This window comes from Vibrio sp. 1874 (assembly GCF_033344395.1).
Taxonomy (GTDB): domain Bacteria; phylum Pseudomonadota; class Gammaproteobacteria; order Enterobacterales; family Vibrionaceae; genus Vibrio; species Vibrio alginolyticus.
Genome location: NZ_JAWPOR010000053.1, coordinates 1 through 1,920, shown reverse-complemented (window position 1 = coordinate 1,920; position 1,920 = coordinate 1). Strand labels below are relative to the sequence as shown.

The following is a 1,920-nucleotide window of genomic DNA, read 5'->3' as shown; positions in this document are numbered from 1 at the left end:
GCACTCCTGGATCAGTTTCATCTTCCCACCAGCCATCACCGCTTCCGAGCGCGACGTACGACTGAGCATAGCCGATCGGTTCCTCGCCCAGCATTGCGATGTACGGTGTTACGGACTCTTCCGCCATCGCTCTGGGCAGGTAGTGTTCCAGCACTTCATCAAGAGTCGGTCGCTCTTCGTCACCACCCCACCACTCAACGATGTGCGGCCGGTTGAGCCAATCATGGAGCATCGGCAGGTCGCGCTCGGTCATGAGGCGAAGAGTTATGGGGGGGGTGCTCGCGGCCTTGCGGCCCATGGCTCGCTGCTGCTCGGCAAAGCGGGCCTGTCGTATAGCGTTGGGGGTGGCCAGCAGGTTGCCGGTACGCTTGTCGTGTTGGTCTTTCATCTCAAACCCTCCATTAGAGCTAACAGTATACCACCAGTTAGCGCTAACGCAAGCATTACATACTTAAATCTGGCCCCCGACTGCGCTGCTTCTGGGTCTGCTTCGCCAGCTCGGCGCGGGCCTCCTGCACCTGCGGCAGCTCCATCACTTTCTGTACCGTGCGCTTGATGTAATCGGCCTCATGGCCTGCCTTGCGCTCCATGATCGCGGGGCTGGCCTCGGCCATGGCCTTGGCGATCTCGTCCGGCTCCCGGCCCTTGCTGGCCAGCTTCATAGCCGCAATGAAGTCGCACTTGCTGAGGTCGTCACCGAAGCGTTTGACCAACCCGGCCATTTCGCTGCGGTAGTCGTCCACGGCGCTGCGGCGATACCGGCGCACACTCCGCGGGGCGGTGATCTCGGCCAGTCGTGCCGTCCGTTCCTGTTGGCGCTTAATGCTGTCCAGCACCTGCCCGGCCTGCTGCATCAGCTCCGGCCCTGCGGTGGCGGTCTTGCCCTTGGATTCACGCAGCAGCACCCACGGCTGATAACCGGTGCGGGTGGTGTGCTTGTCCTTGCGGTTGGTGAAGCCCGCCAAGCGACCATAGTGGCGGCTGTCGGCGCTGGCCGGGTCGGCGTCGTACTCGCGGGCCAGCTTCCGGGCGATTACGCCCCTGTGACCTGCTGGGGCGTCCTGAGCCACTTTTACCCATGCCTGATAGTTCTTGGGGCTGGTCTCCACGATCAGCGCCGGCTCCCGGCCCTCGGCTTTCATGTCATCCAGGTCAAACTCGCTGAGGTCGTCCACCAGCACCAGACCATGCCGCTCCTGCTCGGCGGGCCTGATATACACGTCATTGCCCTGGGCATTCATCCGCTTGAGCCATGGCGTGTTCTGGAGCACTTCGGCGGCTGACCATTCCCGGTTCATCATCTTGCCGCTGGCGGCATCCCGTATGCCGATGTCGTACCGGTCGCAGCCCATGGCCTTGAGCTGCCGGGCGATGGCTTGCGCGGTGCGGTCACCCTTTACTTGAGCTTGAAAACCAGCCATATACCCCCCTGTTGTTCGATGATTTGCGGCTCCAGCCAAAGCCATGATGCGATCAGCAGCGCCAGAATAGGCGTCACGGAAGCGATCAAGACCCCGGCCCACAACTTCCATGTCCAGCCACGGGCGGCGCTCCGGGCGCTCTGCGCGGCGCTGCTCACCTCGGCGGCTACCTCCCGCAACTCCTTGGCCAGCTCCACCCATGCCGCCCCTGTCTGGCGTTGGGCTTTCAGCCACTCCGCTGCCTGCGCCTCGCTGGCCTGCTGAGTCTGGCTCATGACCTGCCGGGCCTCGTCGGCCAGTGTCGCCATGCTCTGGGCCAGCGGTTCGATCTGCTCCGCTAACTCGTTGATGCCTCTGGACTTCTTCACTCTGTCTATCGCGCTCATGCTCGATAACCTCCCGGTATTCTTGTAAGTCGATGATCTGGCCGTTGGCCGTGTCGATGGCTAGGGCGGTGTCGGCCCGCTCGGTGCGGATGCCCCGGCCCTCCATCTCCACC

At 63.2% G+C, this 1,920-nt stretch carries 3 protein-coding genes; all 3 read right to left on the bottom strand.

From position 1 onward, the window contains the following. Positions 1-298: GNAT family N-acetyltransferase (locus tag R8N46_RS24410; RefSeq protein ID WP_318189679.1), on the bottom strand; the 298-nt coding region annotated here is incomplete at its 3' end. Positions 299-443: 145 nt separating this feature from the next. Then, complete coding sequence (locus R8N46_RS24405) at positions 444-1,421, bottom strand: DNA-primase RepB domain-containing protein (protein ID WP_011117301.1); 978 nt, start codon at positions 1,419-1,421, stop codon at positions 444-446. Then, positions 1,397-1,807, bottom strand: a complete 411-nt coding sequence (locus R8N46_RS24400) for an IncQ-type mobilization protein MobB (RefSeq protein ID WP_011117300.1) — start codon at positions 1,805-1,807, stop codon at positions 1,397-1,399. The genes R8N46_RS24405 and R8N46_RS24400 overlap by 25 nt, the downstream gene beginning before the upstream one ends. Between the last annotated feature and the right edge of the window lie 113 nt (positions 1,808-1,920).

Excerpts from the sequence above, each read along its gene's own strand:
- R8N46_RS24405 (WP_011117301.1), bottom strand. The coding sequence starts at position 1,421 with ATGGCTGGTTTTCAAGCTCAAGTAAAGGGTGACCGCACCGCGCAAGCC.
- R8N46_RS24400 (WP_011117300.1), bottom strand. The coding sequence starts at position 1,807 with ATGAGCGCGATAGACAGAGTGAAGAAGTCCAGAGGCATCAACGAGTTA.